Raw genomic sequence first — 18,336 nt, 5'->3', positions numbered from 1 at the left:
GCGCCGCGGCGCGCTGCGGCGGCCGGGGATTTCAGGGATCTCCGCGCGGAAGGGCCTGGGCGCGCCGCGCCGGGCGACGACATGACCCCGCGCGCTGTGCGGGATGAGACGCCGGAAACCGGCGTCGACATGACAATCTGAGGCGACACCCAGATGACCGAACAGAACATGCGCAACTTCTCGATCAATTTTGGCCCGCAGCATCCGGCGGCCCATGGCGTGTTGCGCCTGGTGCTGGAGCTGGACGGCGAAGTGGTCGAGCGCGTCGATCCCCATATCGGCCTGCTGCATCGCGGCACCGAAAAGCTGATGGAATCGCGCACCTATCTGCAGAACGTGCCGTACTTCGACCGGCTCGACTATTGCGCGCCGATGAACCAGGAGCACGCTTTCTGTCTGGCCGTGGAAAAGCTGCTCGGCGTCGAAGTGCCGCGCCGCGCGCAATTGATCCGGGTGCTCTACGCCGAAATGAGCCGCCTGCTGTCGCACATGCTCAACGTCACGACGCAGGCGATGGACGTGGGCGCGCTGACCCCGCCGGTCTGGGGGTTTGAGGAACGCGAAAAAATGATGGTGTTCTATGAGCGCGCCTCCGGCGCGCGCATGCACGCCAATTATTTCCGTCCCGGCGGCGTCGCCAAGGACCTGCCGCCGCAACTGATCGCCGACATCGGCGCCTGGCTCGATCCGTTCCTCAAATTGATGGACGATCTCGAATCTTTGTTCGTCGAGAACCGCATTTTCAAGCAGCGCAACGCCGACATCGGCGTGCTCACCGCCGAGGAATGCTGGAAATGGGGCTTCTCCGGCCCGGTGCTGCGCGGCTCCGGCGTCGCCTGGGATCTGCGCCGCGCGCAGCCCTATGAATGCTACGAGGAAATGGAATTCGACATTCCCGTCGGCAAGCATGGCGATTGCTATGACCGTCAGGTGGTCCGGCTCGAAGAAATGCGACAATCCGTGCGCATTATGCGCCAATGTGTCGAAAAACTTTCATTGGCCGCCAATGAAGGCCCGGTGCTGACGCCCGACCACAAGATCACCCCGCCGCGCCGCCCCCAGATGAAGCGGTCGATGGAAAGCCTGATCCATCATTTCAAACTGTTCACCGAAGGCTTCCGCACGCCGGAAGGCGAAGTCTACGTCGGCACCGAGGCGCCCAAGGGCGAGTTCGGCGTCTATCTCGTCTCCGACGGCACCGACAAGCCGTACAAGTGCAAGATCCGCGCGCCGGGCTTCGCGCATCTGCAGGGCATGGACCTGCTGTGCCGCAACCACATGCTCGCCGATGTCTCGGCCATTCTCGGCGCGCAGGACATCGTGTTCGGCGAGGTCGACCGGTGACCGTCATCGAATCGCTGCGCAAGAACGCGCGGTTTCTGGGCAGCGGAATTTTCTCCGCTGTCGCCCTCCTGCTCGTCTGGCGCGCCGTCAACGGCGCGCCGCTGATCCAGCCGCAATCCGATTTCGGCATCGTCCTCGGCGCGCTCGCCGTCACGGCCTATGTCGTCATCCAGGATCTGCGCGAATCCAATGGAAAGTCGTCATGAGCGCCCGCCGCCTCGCCGAACAGCAGCCCGACAGTTTCGAGTTCACGCCGGAAAACCAGGCGTGGCTTGAGCGGCAGATCGCCAAATATCCGGCGGGCCGCCAGGCGTCCGCCGTGATCCCCGCTCTTTGGAAGGCGCAGAAGCAGCACGATTACTGGCTGCCGCAGAAGGCGATCGAAAAGGTCGCCGACATTCTCGGCATGCCGTATATCCGCGTGCTCGAAGTCGCGACCTTCTACACCATGTTCAACCTCGAGCCGGTCGGCAAATTCTTCGTGCAGGTCTGCGGCACCACGCCGTGCATGTTGCGCGGCTCCGACGCGATCATCGAGGTTTGCCAGAAGCGCATCGGCGATCCGCGCAAGGTCACGCCTGACGGCCTGTTCTCCTGGCTTGAGGTCGAGTGCCTCGGCGCCTGCTGCAACGCGCCGATGGTGCAGATCAACGACGATTATTACGAAGATCTGACCGCCGAAACCTTCGCCAAGCTGCTCGACGATCTCGCGGCGGGACGCCCGACCCGGATCGGCCCGCAGAACGGCCGGCGCCGCTCCGAGCCGCTCGGCGGCCTGACCGCGTTGACTGAGTTTTATGGCGCCGACGGCGAGAGCGGTCCGCTCAGCGCCGCTCAGCCCGCCCATCCGGCCGAATAGGAGACGACGATGCTTCAAGACAAGGATCGCATCTTCCAGAATCTTTACGGCTACGGCGACTGGACCCTGGACGGCGCGAAAAAGCGCGGCGCCTGGGACAACACCAAGGGCCTGCTGGAAAAAGGCAAGGACTGGATCATTTCGGAAATGAAGGCGTCGGGCCTGCGCGGCCGCGGCGGCGCCGGCTTCCCGACCGGCCTGAAATGGTCGTTCATGCCCAAGCCGGACCCGAACCGGCCGTCCTATCTCGTGATCAACGCCGACGAGTCCGAGCCGGGCACCTGCAAGGACCGCGAGATCCTGCGCAACGACCCGCATCTGCTGGTCGAGGGCGCGCTGGTCGCCGGTTTCGCCATGGGCGCCTCGGCCGCCTACATCTATGTGCGCGGCGAATTCATTTTCGAGCGCGAGCGCCTGCAGGGTGCGGTGGATCAGGCCTATGCGGCCAATCTGATCGGCGCGAAAAACATCCACGGCTATCCGTTCGAGGTGATCGTCCATCACGGCGCCGGCGCCTATATCTGCGGCGAGGAAACCGCGCTGCTGGAATCGCTTGAGGGCAAGAAGGGCATGCCCCGGCTCAAGCCGCCGTTCCCGGCCAATATGGGCCTTTACGGCTGCCCAACCACGGTCAACAATGTCGAGTCGATCGCGGTGGCCCCGACCATCCTGCGCCGCAGCGCGGCCTGGTTCGCGAGCTTCGGCGCCAAGAACAACGCGGGAACCAAGCTGTTCTCGATTTCCGGCCATGTGAACAAGCCGTGCAATGTCGAGGAGGCCATGTCGATCCCGTTCCGCGAGTTGATCGAGAAACATGCGGGCGGCGTGCGCGGCGGCTGGGACAATCTGCTGGCGGTGATCCCCGGCGGCTCGTCGGTGCGCTGCGTGCCGGCGGCGCAGATCATCGACACGCCGATGGATTTCGACTCGCTGTCGGCGCTGAAGTCCGGCCTGGGCACGGCGGCTGTCATCGTGATGGACAAGAGCACGGATATCATCCGCGCCATCGCTCGGCTTTCGCATTTCTACAAGCACGAGAGCTGCGGCCAGTGTACGCCCTGCCGCGAAGGCACGGGATGGATGTACCGGATCATGCAGCGCATGGTCGAGGGCCGCGCCCAGAAGAAGGAGATCGACCTGCTGTTCGACGTGTCGAAGCAGATCGAGGGCCACACCATCTGCGCGCTTGGCGACGCGGCGGCGTGGCCGATCCAGGGGCTGATCAATCATTTCCGCCCCGTCATCGAGGCGCGGATCGAGTCTTACACCGCCCGCGCCGATGCGGACGCGGTCAAGGTGGCGGCGCAGTAAAGGCGCCGGAAAGTCGGGGTTCTTGCATCGGCGTCGCCGGTGCTACGTGCATGAGCAAGCCGAGTCGACGAGCGGGGCCGCGCGCCTCGCCGGGCGCGGCGCAAAGGGAAGAAACATGGCGAAGATCATCGTCGATGGCATCGAAGTCGATGTCCCGCCGGAATATACCTTGCTGCAGGCCGCTGAGACGGCCGGCAAGGAGATTCCGCGCTTCTGTTTCCACGAGCGCCTCTCGGTCGCCGGCAATTGCCGCATGTGCCTGGTTGAGGTGAAGGGCGGTCCGCCCAAGCCCACGGCGTCCTGCGCCATGTCGGTGAAGGACCTGCGTCCCGGCCCGAACGGCGAACCGCCGGTGATGTTCACCAATTCGCCGATGGTGAAGAAGGCGCGCGAAGGCGTGATGGAATTCCTTCTGATCAACCATCCGCTCGACTGCCCGATCTGCGACCAGGGCGGCGAATGCGACCTGCAGGATCAGGCCCTCGCTTTCGGCCGCGACCGCTCGCGCTACACCGAAAACAAGAACGCGGTCGAAAACAAATATATCGGCCCGTTGGTGAAAACTGAGATGACCCGCTGCATCCAATGCACGCGCTGCGTCCGCTTCACCGCCGAAATCTGCGGCACGTCCGACATGGGCAACATCAACCGCGGCGAAGAGTCCGAGATCACCACCTATCTGCAATCGGCGATGCGCTCGGAATTGCAGGGCAATGTCACAGACCTCTGCCCAGTCGGCGCGCTGCTGCCGCGCCCGCAAAATTTTCGCGCCCGCCCGTGGGAATATAGCAAGACGCCCGGCGTGGACATTTCCGACGCGCTCGGCGCCAACATCCGCATCGACACGCGCGGCCGCGAAGTCGTCCGCATCCTGCCGCGCCTCAACGAAGCGGTGAACGAGGAATGGATTTCCGACAAGGCCCGCCAGAGCGTGGACGGTCTGAAGTTGCAGCGCCTCGACCGCCCCTATCTGCGCGAAAACGGCAAGCTGCGCCCCGCCAGCTGGGCCGAAGCGTTTGACGCCATCGCCGCCAAGGCCAAGACGGCCGCGCCGGAGAAGATCGGCTTTATCGGCGGCGATCTGTCATCGGTCGAAGACCTGTTCGCGGCCAAGGTTTTGGCGGAAAAGCTCGGCGCGAAAAACCTCGACGCCCGCCAGGACGGTTTCAAGCTCGATCCGAGCCATGGCCGCGCCGCTTACCTGTTCAACGCCACGGTCGAGGGCATCGACCAGGCCGACGCCTTGCTGATCATCGGCTCGAACCCGCGTTGGGAATCGCCGGTGCTCAACGCCCGCATCCGCCGCCGCTGGCGGGCAGGGGACTTCCCCATCGCCGTCATTGGCGAGAAGCATGATCTCACCTATCCCACTGAGCACCTTGGCTTCGACCCCGCCGCGCTGCAGGCCGTCGCCAGGGGCGAAGGGTTTGGCGCGGTTCTGGCCAAGGCCGAGCGCCCGCTGATCCTGATCGGCGCCGGCGCGCTGGCCCGCGAGGATGGCGTCGCGCTGGCCGCACTGGCGGCCAAGCTTGCGGTCAAGGGCGACTGGAACGGCTTTGCGGTGCTGCACAACGCCGCCTCGCGCGTCGGCGCGCTCGATCTCGGCTTCGTGCCGGGTGAGGGCGGTTTGACCGCCGAAGCCATGACGAAAGCCGGCGCCCTCGACCTCGCCTTCCTGGTCGGCGCCGACGAGCTTACGGTGCAGCCGGGCGCTTTCGTGGTCTATATCGGCACCCACGGCGACCGTGGCGCGCATCGCGCCGACGTGATCCTGCCCGGCGCGGCGTATACGGAAAAATCCGGCCTCTATGTCAACACGGAAGGCCGCGTGCAGATGACCGACCGCGCCGGCTTCCCGCCCGGCGACGCCCGCGAGGACTGGGCGATCTTCCGCGCCCTCTCGGCTGTGCTCGGCAAGACGCTGCCGTTCGACTCGCTCGCCCAATTGCGCGCGCTGCTGTTCAAGGCGGTTCCGCATTTCGCCCGGATCGACCAGATCGAAAAGGCCGACGCCGGCGCGCTGTCAAAGCTGCCGGCGGGCGAGATCGGCGGCGCGGCCTTCGTCTCGCCGATCAGCGACTTCTATCTCACCAACCCAATCGCGCGCGCGTCGAAAGTCATGGCGGAATGTTCCGCTCTGGCCAAGGGCGCGCTGAAGCAAGCGGCGGAATGAGGACGACACGATGGACCTGCTGCTCACGCTTCTCCTGATCGTCGGCAAGAGCCTGCTGCTGATCACACTCGGCCTCACCGCCATCGCCTATTACCTGCTGGCCGACCGCAAAATCTGGGCGGCGGTGATGCTGCGCAAGGGGCCGAACGTGGTCGGCCCCTGGGGCATCTGGCAAAGCTTCGCCGACATGATCAAGTTCATGGTCAAGGAGCCGATCATCCCCGACGGCGCCAACAAGGGCGTGTTCATGATCGCGCCGCTGGTCACGGCGGCGCTGGCGCTGTCGGCCTGGGCGGTGGTGCCGGTCAACGACGGCTGGGCGATCGCCGACATTAATGTCGGCATTCTCTACATTTTCGCCATTTCGTCGCTCGGCGTGTACGGCATCATCATGGGCGGCTGGGCGTCGAACTCGAAATACCCGTTCCTGTCGGCCTTGCGCTCGGCGGCGCAGATGGTGTCCTACGAAGTCTCCATCGGCTTCGTCATCATCACCGTGCTGCTCTGCGCGGGATCGCTGAACCTCACCGAAATCGTCCGCGCCCAGGACACCGATTACGGCATTCTCGGCTGGTACTGGCTGCCGCTGTTCCCGATGTTCGTGATCTTCTTCATCTCGGCCTTGGCGGAAACCAACCGCCCGCCGTTCGATCTGGTGGAGGCGGAATCCGAACTGGTCGCCGGCTTCATGGTCGAATATTCGTCCGCGCCCTACCTGCTGTTCATGCTCGGCGAATATGTGGCGATCATCACCATGTGCGCGCTGCTGGTGATCCTGTTCTGCGGCGGCTGGCTGCCGCCGGTGAAGATGGAGCCGTTCACTCAGGTGCCCGGCGTGATCTGGTTCGTGTTAAAACTGACCTGGTTCTTCTTCCTGTTCGCCATGGTGAAGGCTTTCGTGCCGCGCTACCGCTACGACCAGCTGATGCGGCTGGGCTGGAAGGTCTTCCTGCCGATGTCGCTCGTCGCCGTGATCGTGGTCGCGGGTGTTCTGGAGTTCGCCGGCGTCGCCGCGAAGTGAGGTCTTAAATGCCTATCGCCGCCGCAATCAAAAGCTTGTTCCTGAAGGAGTTCTTCGGAGCTTTCTTCCTGGCTTTCCGCTACATGCTGAAGCCCAAGCCGACGATCAACTATCCGCACGAGAAGAACCCGCAATCGCCGAGGTATCGCGGCGAACACGCCCTTCGCCGTTACCCCAACGGCGAGGAGCGCTGCATCGCCTGCAAGCTGTGCGAGGCGATCTGCCCGGCCCAGGCCATCACCATCGAGGCGGAGCCGCGCGGCAACGACGGCACGCGCCGCACCACGCGTTACGACATCGACATGACCAAGTGCATCTATTGCGGCTTCTGCCAGGAAGCCTGCCCGGTGGACGCCATTGTCGAGGGGCCGAACGCCGAATTCGCGACGGAAACGCGCGAAGAGCTGTTCTACGACAAGCAGCGCCTGCTCGATAATGGCGCGATCTGGGAGCGCGAAATCGCGCGCAACCTCGCGGCCGACGCGCCGTATCGCTGATTTTTCCGCGCATTTTTTGCGCGCGAAGTCTTGAATATCCGCCGCATGAAGGCGGCGACCGAAACCGGCCCGTCATCGGGCGCACAGGTGGACCATGAGCGTAGCCACGGCCTTCTTCTATCTGTTTTCCTTCGTCACCATCGCCTCGTCGGCGATGGTGATCACCGGGCGCAACCCCGTCCATTCCGTGCTGTTCCTGATCGTCGCCTTCGTCAGTTCAGCCGGCCTGTTCCTGCTGGCGGGGGCTGAGTTTTTGGCCATGCTGCTGGTCGTCGTCTATGTCGGCGCGGTGATGGTGCTGTTCCTGTTCGTCGTGATGATGCTCGACGTGGACTTCGCCGAATTGCAGAAAAGCGCGAAACGCTACCTGCCGCTGGGCGGCCTGGTCGCCCTCGTGGTGCTGGCGGAGCTGGCGCTGGTGGTCGGATCCTGGACCGTCGCGCCGCAGGCGGTGCTCTCGACGCCCACGCCCGGCAATCTCAGCAACACCGCCGCGCTCGGCCAGGTGCTCTACACCCAGTACGTTTACCTGTTCCAGGCGGCGGGCTTCGTGCTGCTGACGGCGATGATCGGGGCCATCGTGCTGACCCTGCACCATCGCCCGAACGTCAAGCGCCAGGATATTTCCGCTCAGAACGCCCGCACCCGCGCGAGCGCCATCGAAAACAAGCAAGTCCCGTCGCGCACGGGCGTGCCGGTCCCGTAAGGAGGCGATCATGGTCATCGGACTCGAACATTACCTGATCGTCGGCGCCATCGTGTTCACGCTGGGCATGGCGGGCATCATCCTCAACCGCAAGAACGTCATCATCATCATGATGTCGATCGAGTTGATCCTGCTGGCGGTCAACATCAACCTCGTCGCCTTTTCGGCGCAGTTGCACGACCTCACCGGCCAGATTTTCGGCCTGTTCATCCTCACCGTCGCGGCGGCGGAAGCGGCCATCGGCCTCGCCATTCTCGTCACCTACTTCCGCAATCGCCGCACCATTGCGGTGGAAGACATCAATATGATGAAGGGCTGAGCGAACATGTATTCGGCAATCGTCTTCCTCCCGCTTCTCGGTTTCCTGATCGCGGGCCTGCTCGGCAAGAAGATCGGCGACCGCGCTTCGGAAATCGTCACGACGGCGCTGCTGTTCGTCTCCTGCGCCCTGTCCTGGATCACCTTTTTCGACGTCGGCCTGCACGACGGCCACTTTTCCGCGCCGGTGATCGCCAATTGGCTGACCTCGGGCGATCTGAAGATCGACTGGGCCTTGCGCGTCGATACGCTGACCAGCGTGATGCTGATCGTCGTCACCACGGTCTCGGCGCTCGTGCATTTGTACTCGATCGGCTACATGCACGAGGACAAGTCGCGGCCGCGCTTTTTCGCCTATCTGTCGCTGTTCACCTTCGCCATGCTGATGCTGGTGACGTCAGACAATCTGGCGCAAATGTTCTTCGGCTGGGAAGGCGTCGGCCTCGCCTCTTATCTGCTGATCGGCTTCTGGTTCGAAAAGCCCTCGGCCAACGCCGCCGCCATCAAGGCGTTCGTCGTCAACCGCGTCGGCGATTTCGGCTTTTCCCTCGGCATGTTCCTGGTGTTCATGCTGACGGGTTCCATCAGCTTCGACGTCATTTTCGCCGCCGCGCCCGACCTTGCGAGCAAGAGCGTCCACGCGTTCGGCCTCGACTGGAACGCGATGACGCTGGCCTGCCTGCTGCTGTTCATGGGCGCCATGGGCAAGTCGGCGCAGTTCCTGCTGCACACCTGGCTGCCGGACGCGATGGAAGGCCCGACTCCGGTCTCCGCGCTCATCCATGCCGCGACCATGGTCACGGCCGGCGTGTTCATGGTGGCGCGGCTGTCGCCGCTGTTCGAACAGTCGGCCACGGCGCTGACCGTGGTCACGCTGGTCGGCGGAATCACCGCCTTCTTCGCCGCCACCGTCGGTCTCGTGCAGAACGACATCAAGCGCGTGATCGCCTATTCGACCTGCTCGCAGCTCGGCTACATGTTCGTCGGCCTGGGCTGCGGCGGTTATGCGCTGGGCATTTTCCACCTGTTCACCCACGCCTTCTTCAAGGCGCTGCTGTTCTTGGGCGCCGGCTCGGTGATCCACGCCATGCACCACGAGCAGGACATGCGCCAGATGGGCGGGCTGTGGAGCAAAATCCCCGTCACCTTCGCCTGCATGACCATCGGCACGCTGGCGCTCACCGGCTTCCCGCTCACCGCCGGCTATTTCTCCAAGGATGCGATCATCGAAGGCGCCTTCGCCGCCGGCGCGCACAGCTTCGCGGCGAGCTTCGCCTTCGTGCTGCTGGTGGTCGCGGCGGGCATGACCTCGTTCTACTCCTGGCGCCTTGTGTTCATGACCTTCTTCGGCGAGCGCCGCTGGTCGGAGCAATACAAGCTGCTGCATCCCGCGCCGCAGGCCGCGCATGGGCATGGGCATGGCGACGACGGGCATGGCGCGCATGACGATCCTCACGGCCATCACATCGGCGAGCCCCACGAATCCCCTGCGACCATGATGGTTCCGCTGTTCGTGCTGTCGGCGGGCGCATTGGCCGCCGGCTACGCCTTCAAGGACCAGTTCATCGGCCATGAAGCCGGCGAATTCTGGCGCACGTCGCTGTTCACCGGCGCCAACAACCACATTCTGCACGAGATGCACGAAATCCCGGCATGGGTGGGCTATGCGCCCTTCGCCATGATGGTCGGCGGCTTCGTCGTCGCGCTGGCGATGTATGTGATCGCGCCGAAGGTTCCGGCGGCGCTGGCGGAGAAATTCCCGCGGCTCTACCTGTTCCTGCTGAACAAGTGGTATTTCGACGAGCTTTACGACAAGATCTTCGTCAAGCCGGCCTTCGCGCTGGGCCGGCTGTTCTGGAAGGGCGGCGACGGCGCCATCATCGACCGGTTCGGCCCGGACGGCGTGGCGGCGCGCGTGCTCGACGGCGCCGGGGTCGCCTCGCGGCTGCAAACCGGCTTCATCTACAATTACGCATTCGCCATGCTGCTCGGCGTGGCGGCGCTCATCACCTACGGACTGTTCGCGCTCGGCGGGGGACAATAAATGTTCGGCTTTGGCATTCTCTCAGGGCTGACCTTCCTTCCCCTGGTCGGCGCCGCGCTGATCCTGTTCGTCAAGGACGGCGAAGGCTCGAAAAACACGGTGCGCTGGATCGCGCTGTGGACCACGCTGGTCACGCTGGCGCTGTCCTTCTACGCCTGGTCGCAATTCATCCCCGGCGTGGCGGACTTCCAGTTCGTCGAGCAGCGCAGCTGGTTCGGTTCAGGCCTGACTTACAAAATGGGCGTGGACGGCATTTCCTTCCCGTTCGTGGTGCTCACCGCCTTCCTGACGCCGTTCTGCATCGTGGCCTCGTGGAAGTCGATCGAGGTCCGCGTCCGTGAATATTTCATCGCCTTCCTGGTGCTGGAAACGCTGATGATCGGCGTGTTCTGCGCGCTCGACCTGGTGCTGTTCTACCTGTTCTTCGAGGGCGTCCTGATCCCGATGTTCATCATCATCGGCGTCTGGGGCGGCAAGCGGCGCATCTACGCCAGCTTCAAGTTCTTCCTGTACACGCTGGTCGGCTCGCTGCTGATGCTGGTCGCCATTATGGCGATGTATGCGCAGACCCACACCACCGACATCACCACGCTGCTGACCACCCATTTCGATCCGGCCTTGCAGAAGTGGCTGTGGCTGGCCTTCTTCGCCTCGTTCGCGGTGAAGATGCCGATGTGGCCGGTCCACACCTGGCTGCCCGACGCCCACGTCGAGGCGCCCACGGCCGGCTCGGTGATCCTGGCGGGCATCCTCTTGAAGATGGGCGGCTACGGCTTCATCCGGTTCTCGCTGCCGATGTTCCCGGACGCCTCCCACTACTTTGCGCCGCTGGTGTTCGCCCTGTCGGTGATCGCCATCATCTACACCTCGCTGGTGGCGCTGGTGCAGGAGGACATCAAAAAGCTGATCGCCTATTCCTCGGTGGCGCATATGGGCTTCGTCACCATGGGCCTGTTCGCGATGAACCAGCAGGCGGTCGAAGGCGCGGTGTTCCAGATGGTGTCGCACGGCCTCGTCTCCGGCGCGCTGTTCCTCTGCGTCGGCGTGGTCTATGACCGGCTGCACACCCGCGAGATCGCCGCTTACGGCGGCATTGTCGAGAAGATGCCGGTTTACGCCGTCATTTTCATGGTGTTCACCATGGCGAATATCGGCCTGCCCGGCACGTCCGGCTTCGTCGGCGAATTCCTGACGCTGATCGGCGCGTTCAAGGCCAACACCTGGGTCGCCCTGTTCGCCACCACCGGCGTCATTCTGTCGTCGGCCTATGCGCTTTACCTCTATCGCCGCGTGTTGTTCGGCAAGCTGGTCAAGCCGAGCCTGCAAGGCCTCACCGACCTGTCCGCACGCGAATTCGCGGTGCTGGCCCCGCTGGTGCTGCTGACGATCTGGTATGGCGTCCAGCCCAACCAGATCATCCACGCCTGTTCCGGCGCGGTCGCCCAGCTCATCAAGAATTATGACGCGGCCCTCGCCGTGACCCGCACGGCCGCCCTTTCGCTGTACTGAGAGCTTTCATGGAAACGCTGCACATCGCTCTTACCCACGCGCTGCCGGAAACGATCCTGGCGGTCGGCGTGATCCTCATGGTGCTGATCGGCGCGTTCCGCGGCAAGGCGGATGACGGGCCGATGAGCGAAATCGCCGTGGTCGTGCTCGGCGCGGCTTTGGTCGCCATCATCCTCAAAACGACGGGGAGCGGAATTGTCTTCGACAACGCCTTCATCGACGACCGCTTCGGCGATTTCATGAAGGCGTTGTCGCTCGGCGGCTCCATCGTCACGCTGCTGATGGCCGGCGATTTCTTTCGGGGGCAGGGGATCAACAAGTTCGAGTTCCCGATCCTGATCGTGCTGGCGACGCTCGGCATGTTGATGCTGATCTCGGCCAACGGCCTGATCGCGCTCTATCTCGGGCTCGAACTGATGTCGCTGGCGCTCTATGTCACGGCGGCGCTGTCGCGCGACGACGCCCGCGCCTCCGAAGCCGGCCTGAAATATTTCGTGCTCGGCGCTTTGTCCTCGGGCATGCTGCTCTATGGCGCCTCGCTTCTCTACGGCTTTTCGGGCGCGGTGTCCTTCGCGGGCATCGCCGGCGCCATTGGCGGCCATCCCAACATGGGCGTGATCTTCGGCATGGTGTTCCTGGTTGCGGGGCTCGCGTTCAAAATGTCGGTGGTGCCGTTCCACATGTGGACGCCCGACGTCTATGAGGGCGCGCCGACCCCGGTCACCGCCTTCTTCGCCTCGGCGCCGAAAGTGGCGGCGGTGGCCATCGCCACCCGCGTCATCTACACCGCCTTCCCCGGCGCGACGCTGCAATGGCAGCAGCTCGTCATCTTCATGTCGATCGCCTCGATGGCGCTCGGCTCGTTCGCCGCGATCCGGCAGGACAACATCAAGCGCCTGATGGCGTATTCCTCGATCGGCCACATGGGCTTCGCCCTGGTCGGCCTTGCGGCCGGCACGGCGGAGGGCGTGCAGGGCGTGCTAATCTATATGGCGATCTACATCGTCATGACGCTCGGAACCTTCGCCGCCATCCTGTCGATGCGCGTCGCCGGCCATCCCGTCGAAAAGATCTCCGACCTGTCGGGCCTCGCCAAGACCAACGGAACCATGGCGTTCTTCCTGGCCATGCTGATGGTGTCGCTGTCGGGCGTGCCGCCGCTCGCGGGCTTCTTCGCCAAATGGTACGTCTTCCTGGCGGCGGTCGAGGCCAAGCTGTTCGGCCTCGCGGTGATCGGCGTGCTGTTGTCCACGGTGGCGGCGTTCTACTACTGGCGCATCATCAAGGTGATGTATTTCGACGAGGCGGCCCCGGCCTTCGACCGTCCCAATCTCACCTTGCGCGCCGTTCTGGCGGTTTCGACCGTGTCGATGCTGCTGTACTGGGTCTATCCGGCGCCGCTGGTCCAGGCGGCCGAAGGCGCGGCCAAGTCCCTGTTCTGATCTTGGAACTCGGGGTTGGCGCCGCCCGGTCGGGTTATCGGCTGGAACATTTCGAAGATCTGGGATCAACCAATGACGAGGCGGCCGCACGGGTCGCCTCCGGCGATCCCGGCCGGTTGTGGATCGTCGCGGACAGGCAAAGCCGGGGCCGGGGGCGGCTCGGCCGCGTCTGGACCTCGTCGACGGGCAACCTGTTCGCCAGCCTGATGCTGATCGAACCATGCGCCCGCCCGGCGGCGCCGCAGCTCGGTTTCGTCGCCGGCGTGGCGCTGGCCGACTGTTTGCGCAATCTGCTCGGCGGCGACCGCAGGCTTGCGCTGAAATGGCCCAACGACGCGCTTTATGACGGCGCCAAGCTGTCGGGCCTGCTGCTGGAAAGTCTGGGCGCCAAGACGTTTGGCTGCGTCATCGGCTTCGGCGTCAATTGCGTCAGCCATCCCGACGACACGCCCTATCCCGCCACCAGCCTGCGCGCCATCGGCGCCGCCGTCAGCCGCGCCGCCGTGTTCGCGGCTTTGTCGGATTCGTTGGCGCAATGGCTCGACGTCTGGGCGCGCGGCGACAATTTCGCCACGATCCGCCGCGCCTGGCTCGACGTCGCCGGCGGACTCGACGCGCCGGCGCGGGTCCAACGCAACGGAAATGTCATGGAAGGGACCTTTCGTGGCATTGACGCGCACGGACGTATGCTATTGGAAAGTCATGACGGAAAAATGGATACGATAGAGGCGGGGGATCTGAGTTTCGCGGCCCCGCTCGTTGTGAGATGAAGGACATATAAATGCCTTCCGCACAGGAAGAATTGGTCTTCGCCCCGCTCGGCGGTTTGGGCGAGATCGGCATGAACGCCGCACTTTATGGTTTCGGGGCGCCCGGCAAGCGTAAATATATTCTGGTCGATTGCGGCGTAGCCTTCGCCCATGCCGATATGCCCGGCGTCGACCTGATCCTGCCCGATCCCGCCTTCATCGAGAAGAACCGCAAGGATCTGCTCGGCCTGATCGTCACCCACGCGCATGAAGATCATGTCGGCGCCATCGGCGCGCTATGGCCGCGCCTGCTTTGCCCGGTTTACGCCACCCCCTTCGCCGCCGGCCTGCTGCAAACCCGCCGCCTCGCCGAGCCGGGCGCGCCGGACGTGCCGCTGAAAACCGTGCAGCAGGGCGAGCGCCTGAAACTCGGGCCGTTCGAGGTCGAATTCGTCGCCATGTCGCATTCGATCCCCGAAGCCTGCCTGCTGGCGATCCGCACGCCGGTCGGAACGATCGTTCATTCCGGCGACTGGAAGCTCGACGAAACGCCCGGCCTCGGGCGGCCGACCGACATCGCTCGCCTCAAGGAGATCGGCGAGGAGGGCGTGCTGGCCCTCATCAGCGATTCCACCAATATTTTACGCGAAGGGGAGAGCCCCTCGGAGGCGCAGGTCGCCGAAATCCTGCGCGAAAAGATCGGTGCCGCGCAGGGCCGGGTGCTGGTCACCACCTTCGCCTCTAATATCGCGCGCCTGAAAGCGGTCTGCCTCGCCGCGCAGGAGGCGGGGCGCCAGGTGGTGCTGGCGGGCCGCGCCATGGAGCGGTCGCTGGCGGTGGCGCGCGACTGCGGCTATCTCGACGGCATGCCGGAGACGCTGCCGCTCGACGCCTTCGCCCGCCTGCCCGCGAAAAAGGTGCTGGTTCTGGCCACCGGCAGCCAGGGCGAGGCCCGCGCCGCCATGTCGCGCATCATTCGCGGCGAACATGCGGTCAAGCTCAGCCCCAACGATCTCGCCATTTTCTCGTCACGCACCATTCCGGGCAACGAGCGCGAGGTCGGCGCCATCGTCAACGCCCTGATTCTTGAAGGCGTGGACGTCATCACCAGCCAGGACGCGCTGGTGCATTGCTCCGGTCATCCGCGCCGGGGCGAGGTCGAGCAGCTCTATCAATGGCTGCGCCCGCGCATCGCCATTCCCGCCCACGGCGAGGCGCTGCATCTGCGGGTTCACGCCGCCTTCGCCCGCCAGATCGGCGTCAAGCACGTCCTCACCGCGCGGAACGGCGACATGATCGCGCTCGGTCCCGACGAGCCGGGCCACCTGCCGGGGATCGCCCATGGCAAGCTCTACCGCGATGGCGAGGTCATCCTCAGCGAGGCCGACGAGTGCTTCCGCCAGCGCCATCGGCTCGCCGCGGCGGGAATCGTCAGCATCGCCTTCGCGCTGAGCGCCAAGGGCGACGTGGTCGGCACGCCGGACGTCGTCTCCTTCGGTTTGCCGCAAAAGGGCGTCGATGGCCGCCCCCTCGACGAAGTGATCGACCGCGCCCTGTTCGACACGCTTGACTCTCTCCCCAAGGCGAAGAAAAGGGATCCGGACGTGACCTGCAACGCGGTGGAGAAATCCGTGCGCGCGGCGGTCGCGGCCGTCTGGGGCAAAAAACCGCACGTGCATGTGCTCGCGATCGAAGTGTGAAGGGGAGAGATCATGATCGGACGTTTGAACCATGTCGCCATCGCGGTGAAGGACATCGCGGCCGCATCGAAAAACTATCGCGATACGCTCGGCGCCAAGGTGTCCGACCCGATCGCCCAGCCCGACCACGGCGTCACCGTGGCGTTTATCGAGCTGCCCAACACCAAGATCGAGCTGCTGGAGCCGCTCGGCGCGAACAGCCCGATCGCCAAGTTCCTGGAAAAGAACCCCGACGGCGGCATGCACCACGTCTGCTACGAGGTCGAGGACATCCTCGCCGCCCGCGACCGGCTCAAGGCGGCGGGCGCGCGCGTGATCGGCGACGGCAATCCGAAAACCGGCGCCCATGGCAAGCCCGTGCTGTTCCTGCACCCGAAGGATTTTAACGGCGCGCTGGTCGAGATCGAGCAGGTCTGACGCTGGAAGGGGCGGGAATGAGCGAGAAACCGATCCTCCCGGTCCTGGCCGAGTTCCCGTTCCGCACCCGCGACAAATTGCGCTACGGCGACACCGACCGCCAGGGCCATGTCAACAACGCGGTGTTCGCCACCTTTTTCGAAACCGCCCGCGTCGACATGCTGATGGCGGGCGGCGTCGATCTGATGGGCGAAGGCGGCGCCTTCGTCCTGGCGCGGCTTGTCATTGACTTCGTGCAGGAAATCAACTGGCCGGGCGAGGTCGAGATCGGCACGCGGATCACATCGGTCGGCCGCTCGTCGCTGCGGCTCGATCACGCCGTGTTCGACCAGGGCGTTTGCGCCGCGCGCGGCGAGAGCGTGGTGGTGCTCACCGACACGGCCACGCGCAAGTCAAAACCGTTCTCCGATTGGGCGCGCGCCTGGCTGGAAGCGCGCCTCCGGGCATGATGTTGGGGAAGTGATATGGTTGCGGATGACCTCGCCCGGCAAAAGGCCGCCGCCCTGCGCGCGGACTGGACCACGGACGATCAATATTACGACAACGCCGATTCCTGGGTCGGGTCGTTCTGGGCCGACCAGACGCCGTTTCGCCAGATGTTCAACCGGCTCGACCCCCACGTGATCGTCGAGCTGGCCTGCGGCCGCGGCCGCCACAGCTGGCAGATGAAGGATTGGTCCAACCGCAAAATCCTGATCGACGTTGTGCCGGAAAACATCGAATTCTGCCGGCGCCGCTTTACCGGCGTCGCCAATGTCGAATGTCTGGCCAACAATGGCGTCGATCTCGCGGGCGTCGAGACCGCTTCGGCCACCGCGCTGTTCTGCTACGACGCCATGGTGCATTTCGATCATGTGATCGTGCTGCAATATTTGCTGGAAACCGCGCGCATCCTCAAGCCCGGCGGCCAGGCGCTGCTGCATCATTCCAACTATCCCGGCAATCCCGGCGGCGATTACAAGACAAACCCGCATTGGCGCGCCTTCATGCCGGGCGGCCTGTTCGTCGATTACTGCCGCAAGGCGGGGCTGGACGTCATCGAGCAGCGCCTGATCGGCTGGGGCGGCGAACCGGCGCTCGATTGCGTCAGCCTGATCGGCAAGCCCGCCGCCTGATCGTCGCAGGCGGCGGATTTTGCTGGATCGCGGCCATTTCCTCCTGCATATAGCAGGCAACACAATGGCCTCCGATGTCCTCCGGTTTCCTCTCCTCACCGCTTCGCAACGTCATCGGCGGCATCCTGTTCGTGATGGTCGTCGCGGTCGTCGCCGTGTTCGCCTATATGGGGCAGGGCTGGAGCCTCGGCGACGCCGTCTATATGGTGGCGATGACCGTCTATACGGTCGGCTATGGCGAGGTTCATCCCGTCACCACCCCGCAATTGCGCGCCATCACCATCGCGCTGATGGTGGTGGGCTGCACCGGCATGGTGTTCACCACCGGTTCGCTGATCCAACTCATCACCGCCGCCCAGTTCCAGCAGGTTTTCGGGACACGCCGCATGCAGAAGGAAATCGACGGCCTCACCGGCCATGTGGTGGTCTGCGGCTTCGGCCGCATCGGCCAACAGCTCTGCCATGAGCTCAAGGCGGCGCGCATGTCGTTTGTGGTGATCGACCACGACACCGAGCGCATGGAATCGGCGCGCGCCGCCGGCCATTGTTTCCTGGAGGCCGACGCCACCGACGAGGAGACGCTGAAGCGCGCCGGCATCACCCGCGCCAAGGCGCTGGCCACCGTCCTGCCCGAGGACGCCGCCAACGTCTTCATCACTCTTAGCGCGCGAGCGTTGAAGCCGGATATTTTCATCATTGCGCGCGGCGAACTGCCGTCCACCGAGCGCAAGCTGGTGCAGGCCGGCGCCAATCGCGTGGTGCTGCCGGCGCGCATCGGCGCGGAGCGGGTGGCCGAGTTGCTGCTGTTCGACGATATCAACAGCATCGTCGCCCGGATGCGGGCCGGCGGCAACGACCGCCTCGCCGCCGACCTGCGCCTGCTCGGGCTCGACATGGAGGTGGTCGCGGTCGAAAACGGCAGCGCCTGCGACAAGCGCACCATTGGCGAGATCGAAAAACTCGGCGCCGGCGCCTTCCTGATCGTGGCGCTGGAAAAGCGCATGGGCGGCGCGCTGATCCAGCCGGAACAGGGCACTTATGTTGAGGCCGGCGACGGCCTGTGCATCGTGCGGCGGCCGGAAAAGGCGCAAATGCTGGAAGACCTGTTCGCCGCCGGCGGCGCCTGAGCGA

At 64.6% G+C, this 18,336-nt stretch carries 18 protein-coding genes; all 18 read left to right on the top strand.

Features of this window, described 5'->3' with window-relative positions:
* The first annotated feature begins 153 nt into the window (after positions 1–153).
* Positions 154–1,344, top strand: coding sequence for an NADH-quinone oxidoreductase subunit D (locus CFB24_RS02775; RefSeq protein WP_088519022.1), 1,191 nt, complete (start codon positions 154–156; stop codon positions 1,342–1,344).
* Positions 1,341–1,550, top strand: coding sequence for a hypothetical protein (locus tag CFB24_RS02770; protein ID WP_088519021.1), 210 nt, complete (start codon positions 1,341–1,343; stop codon positions 1,548–1,550). The genes CFB24_RS02775 and CFB24_RS02770 overlap by 4 nt, the downstream gene beginning before the upstream one ends.
* Positions 1,547–2,203, top strand: a complete 657-nt coding sequence (gene nuoE, locus CFB24_RS02765) for an NADH-quinone oxidoreductase subunit NuoE (RefSeq protein WP_088519020.1) — start codon at positions 1,547–1,549, stop codon at positions 2,201–2,203. Before CFB24_RS02770 ends, nuoE begins: the two co-directional genes overlap by 4 nt.
* Positions 2,204–2,212: 9 nt before the next feature.
* Positions 2,213–3,514: an NADH-quinone oxidoreductase subunit NuoF gene (nuoF, locus tag CFB24_RS02760; RefSeq protein WP_088519019.1), complete on the top strand. Its 1,302-nt coding sequence runs from the start codon at positions 2,213–2,215 to the stop codon at positions 3,512–3,514.
* Positions 3,515–3,629: 115 nt separating this feature from the next.
* Positions 3,630–5,687, top strand: a complete 2,058-nt coding sequence (gene nuoG, locus CFB24_RS02755) for an NADH-quinone oxidoreductase subunit NuoG (protein ID WP_088519501.1) — start codon at positions 3,630–3,632, stop codon at positions 5,685–5,687.
* Positions 5,688–5,697: 10 nt separating this feature from the next.
* On the top strand, positions 5,698–6,708 hold the full coding sequence (gene nuoH / locus CFB24_RS02750; protein ID WP_088519018.1) for an NADH-quinone oxidoreductase subunit NuoH: 1,011 nt from the start codon (positions 5,698–5,700) through the stop codon (positions 6,706–6,708).
* A gap of 8 nt (positions 6,709–6,716) precedes the next feature.
* On the top strand, positions 6,717–7,205 hold the full coding sequence (nuoI, locus tag CFB24_RS02745) for an NADH-quinone oxidoreductase subunit NuoI (RefSeq protein ID WP_088519017.1): 489 nt from the start codon (positions 6,717–6,719) through the stop codon (positions 7,203–7,205).
* Positions 7,206–7,299: 94 nt separating this feature from the next.
* A complete protein-coding gene (locus CFB24_RS02740) occupies positions 7,300–7,911 on the top strand; it encodes an NADH-quinone oxidoreductase subunit J (protein WP_088519016.1) in 612 nt (203 codons plus the stop codon).
* Positions 7,912–7,921: 10 nt separating this feature from the next.
* A complete protein-coding gene (gene nuoK, locus CFB24_RS02735) occupies positions 7,922–8,230 on the top strand; it encodes an NADH-quinone oxidoreductase subunit NuoK (protein ID WP_088519015.1) in 309 nt (102 codons plus the stop codon).
* A gap of 6 nt (positions 8,231–8,236) precedes the next feature.
* Positions 8,237–10,273, top strand: coding sequence for an NADH-quinone oxidoreductase subunit L (gene nuoL / locus CFB24_RS02730; RefSeq protein WP_088519014.1), 2,037 nt, complete (start codon positions 8,237–8,239; stop codon positions 10,271–10,273).
* The gene (locus tag CFB24_RS02725; protein ID WP_088519013.1) at positions 10,274–11,782 is read left to right on the top strand and encodes an NADH-quinone oxidoreductase subunit M; all 1,509 of its coding nucleotides are present in this window, start codon (positions 10,274–10,276) and stop codon (positions 11,780–11,782) included. It begins immediately after the preceding gene.
* 8 nt (positions 11,783–11,790) lie between these two features.
* Entirely contained in the window at positions 11,791–13,224 is a 1,434-nt protein-coding gene (gene nuoN, locus CFB24_RS02720; RefSeq protein ID WP_088519012.1) for an NADH-quinone oxidoreductase subunit NuoN, read from the top strand.
* A 2-nt stretch (positions 13,225–13,226) separates the two neighbouring features.
* Positions 13,227–13,994 (top strand): biotin--[acetyl-CoA-carboxylase] ligase, encoded by a 768-nt coding sequence (locus tag CFB24_RS02715; protein ID WP_088519011.1) that lies wholly within the window; start codon positions 13,227–13,229, stop codon positions 13,992–13,994.
* 11 nt (positions 13,995–14,005) lie between these two features.
* Positions 14,006–15,673, top strand: a complete 1,668-nt coding sequence (locus tag CFB24_RS02710) for a ribonuclease J (protein WP_088519010.1) — start codon at positions 14,006–14,008, stop codon at positions 15,671–15,673.
* A 12-nt stretch (positions 15,674–15,685) separates the two neighbouring features.
* Positions 15,686–16,090 carry a methylmalonyl-CoA epimerase gene (mce, locus tag CFB24_RS02705; RefSeq protein ID WP_088519009.1) on the top strand — a complete coding sequence of 135 codons (405 nt, stop codon included), beginning with the start codon at positions 15,686–15,688 and terminating at the stop codon, positions 16,088–16,090.
* Between the two features lie 17 nt (positions 16,091–16,107).
* Positions 16,108–16,539 carry an acyl-CoA thioesterase gene (locus tag CFB24_RS02700; RefSeq protein WP_088519008.1) on the top strand — a complete coding sequence of 144 codons (432 nt, stop codon included), beginning with the start codon at positions 16,108–16,110 and terminating at the stop codon, positions 16,537–16,539.
* Positions 16,540–16,554: 15 nt separating this feature from the next.
* Entirely contained in the window at positions 16,555–17,205 is a 651-nt protein-coding gene (locus CFB24_RS02695) for a class I SAM-dependent methyltransferase (RefSeq protein WP_088519007.1), read from the top strand.
* Positions 17,206–17,279: 74 nt separating this feature from the next.
* A complete protein-coding gene (locus CFB24_RS02690) occupies positions 17,280–18,332 on the top strand; it encodes a potassium channel family protein (RefSeq protein WP_088519006.1) in 1,053 nt (350 codons plus the stop codon).
* Positions 18,333–18,336 lie beyond the last annotated feature (4 nt).

Origin of the sequence: Rhodoblastus acidophilus (genome assembly GCF_900187365.1) — a bacterium.
GTDB classification, from domain to species: Bacteria; Pseudomonadota; Alphaproteobacteria; order Rhizobiales; family Beijerinckiaceae; genus Rhodoblastus; species Rhodoblastus acidophilus.
This window is presented reverse-complemented; position numbering and strand designations above follow the sequence as displayed.

What these genes read in the sequence shown, in the direction of transcription:
- mce (WP_088519009.1), top strand. Translation starts at nt 15,686, where the DNA reads ATGATCGGACGTTTGAACCATGTCGCCATCGCGGTGAAGGACATCGCG.
- CFB24_RS02700 (WP_088519008.1), top strand. Translation starts at nt 16,108, where the DNA reads ATGAGCGAGAAACCGATCCTCCCGGTCCTGGCCGAGTTCCCGTTCCGC.
- nuoL (WP_088519014.1), top strand. Translation starts at nt 8,237, where the DNA reads ATGTATTCGGCAATCGTCTTCCTCCCGCTTCTCGGTTTCCTGATCGCG.
- nuoI (WP_088519017.1), top strand. Translation starts at nt 6,717, where the DNA reads ATGCCTATCGCCGCCGCAATCAAAAGCTTGTTCCTGAAGGAGTTCTTC.
- nuoN (WP_088519012.1), top strand. Translation starts at nt 11,791, where the DNA reads ATGGAAACGCTGCACATCGCTCTTACCCACGCGCTGCCGGAAACGATC.
- nuoK (WP_088519015.1), top strand. Translation starts at nt 7,922, where the DNA reads ATGGTCATCGGACTCGAACATTACCTGATCGTCGGCGCCATCGTGTTC.
- CFB24_RS02725 (WP_088519013.1), top strand. Translation starts at nt 10,274, where the DNA reads ATGTTCGGCTTTGGCATTCTCTCAGGGCTGACCTTCCTTCCCCTGGTC.
- nuoF (WP_088519019.1), top strand. Translation starts at nt 2,213, where the DNA reads ATGCTTCAAGACAAGGATCGCATCTTCCAGAATCTTTACGGCTACGGC.
- CFB24_RS02775 (WP_088519022.1), top strand. Translation starts at nt 154, where the DNA reads ATGACCGAACAGAACATGCGCAACTTCTCGATCAATTTTGGCCCGCAG.
- CFB24_RS02695 (WP_088519007.1), top strand. Translation starts at nt 16,555, where the DNA reads ATGGTTGCGGATGACCTCGCCCGGCAAAAGGCCGCCGCCCTGCGCGCG.
- CFB24_RS02740 (WP_088519016.1), top strand. Translation starts at nt 7,300, where the DNA reads ATGAGCGTAGCCACGGCCTTCTTCTATCTGTTTTCCTTCGTCACCATC.
- CFB24_RS02710 (WP_088519010.1), top strand. Translation starts at nt 14,006, where the DNA reads ATGCCTTCCGCACAGGAAGAATTGGTCTTCGCCCCGCTCGGCGGTTTG.
- nuoE (WP_088519020.1), top strand. Translation starts at nt 1,547, where the DNA reads ATGAGCGCCCGCCGCCTCGCCGAACAGCAGCCCGACAGTTTCGAGTTC.
- CFB24_RS02690 (WP_088519006.1), top strand. Translation starts at nt 17,280, where the DNA reads ATGTCCTCCGGTTTCCTCTCCTCACCGCTTCGCAACGTCATCGGCGGC.
- nuoH (WP_088519018.1), top strand. Translation starts at nt 5,698, where the DNA reads ATGGACCTGCTGCTCACGCTTCTCCTGATCGTCGGCAAGAGCCTGCTG.
- nuoG (WP_088519501.1), top strand. Translation starts at nt 3,630, where the DNA reads ATGGCGAAGATCATCGTCGATGGCATCGAAGTCGATGTCCCGCCGGAA.